General features: G+C 44.0%; 2 protein-coding genes. One reads left to right on the top strand and one right to left on the bottom strand.

The annotated features are described in order from the left end of the window. Window positions 1-200: 200 nt before the first annotated feature. Entirely contained in the window at window positions 201-806 is a 606-nt protein-coding gene (locus ACFW6B_RS41090; protein ID WP_069475750.1) for a hypothetical protein, read from the top strand. Here ACFW6B_RS41090 and ACFW6B_RS41095 read toward each other — a convergent pair. Further along, window positions 803-1,736 (bottom strand): DNA-methyltransferase (locus tag ACFW6B_RS41095; RefSeq protein WP_386605056.1); only part of this gene is annotated, 934 nt, incomplete at its 5' end. The genes ACFW6B_RS41090 and ACFW6B_RS41095 overlap by 4 nt on opposite strands.

Raw genomic sequence — 1,736 nt, forward strand, 5'->3', positions numbered from 1 at the left:
GTATTTGGTATCTGCGCTCCACCAAGCCAGTTACCTGGTTAAGCAGTTCCCCAACTGACTTAACCTTCGATTAAACCGCCTCCCCAGGCGGTTTTTTCGTTTCAAGAGGCTACGCCCAAACGACAATGATCGTCAAGGATCTTCTTGGTAAGATATGACAAAGAGCTTTCGAACTTTTATATCTTATTCAAGGAACTAAGATGCAAGACAGGTCAGTAGTTAATCGACAGGGGTTTAACCCAGAGCTCGATCTGCCGTATTCGCTAAGGATTAGTGATTTTGAGCACGCAATGGAAGATATTTATGACTTCTTCCATGATGTGAACAATTTACTATCAAACAAAGGATTGCATAGGCTTGATGACATGATGAGACCAGCAGCTATGTCTGGCCTCATTTCAGATATGATCACAGCTTCCCTCGCTAAATTTTCAAGATCACTTGTTGAAAACAAGCATTTCAATGGACATCCAGACCTAGTTGTTAGAGGCAAGTATCCGAATGACAGTATCTCCTCAGGGGAAGACGGCATTGAAATAAAAACCACCAGGAAAAATGGGGGTGCCGTCGATACTCATGGGGCAAGATCTCAATGGATGTGCGTATTTGTCTACAATGTAGATAATGAGACTGAACCGGCCTCAGACAGAAAGTCGATGAAATTTACCGAGGTATATCTTTGCCACGTTGATGAAAATGACTTCCGTCGTAATGATCGTGGTGCATTAGGAACCAGAACAGCAACCCTTCACAAAGAAGGGTTGAAGAAGCTCAGAGAAAGCTGGGTTTACAAGGATTTAGTTTAGTTATTTTCCTTGCTTGGAAGGGCTGATAGCGCGGGGATAGCTTTCTCCGCCAAATCAAAGAACTCCCGGTCTATTTCAACTCCAATGCTCTCATAACCTATATGGTTTGCAGCTGCTAATGTGGAGCCGCCCCCCATAAATGGATCGAGAATAATCCCCTCTCCTAAAGGAAGCACTGCCCTCACTAATTGCCTCATGAAATTTTGCGGCTTTAATGACGGATGTGGCGCTATCTTTTTTTCATGTGCTGGCGTCGGATGAGATTTAATGACATCGCCAAATGGCCTGTCAGCTGAAATTCTCCTGAATCCACCTGTTTTCCACTTTCGTAGATTATCCTGAACCCTTCCATCTAGAGGCTTTCTCAGCACTATCCATGGTTCCCATTGAGAACGTGGCATGACAGAAACATCTCCAAATTCATCATGGGCGTTTTTGGGCCTATCCCCTCCTCTCATGGTCATAACCTGACGCGCGATGTAACCTCGTAGCTCTAAGCCAGACGTAGACATAGAGTCCGCGACTATATGCGATAGAAGAGGGTTGGATGCGATAACTATATTCCCGCCAGGAACAACCACCCTTTCGACTTGCGAGGATAGTTCTTTGAAAAATAATGATATATTTCTAAGATCTTCTTCCCGCAAAACCGTAAAGCGAGGTAATGGCGCACGCTTATGTCCATCAAAGGAAGGCGGCTTTCTCCAAATACCACCTTTCCCTGCCCTTAGTTTCTCAGTCTGCTGTTTTGTATACTCGACTAATCCGTAAGGAGGATCGGTTACAACTGCATGAATTGAATTATCTTTTTGCCTTTTTAACCATTCAATTGCATCATCAAAAAAAATCGTCGATTTCCCAACAGCCTTAGGTGAAGACGTCAAATCTAAGGAGGGAGTAATACCAGCATCACCATTTAAGCGATAGACA

The organism is Streptomyces sp. NPDC058751, from assembly GCF_042746485.1.
Classification (GTDB): Bacteria; Actinomycetota; Actinomycetes; order Streptomycetales; family Streptomycetaceae; genus Streptomyces.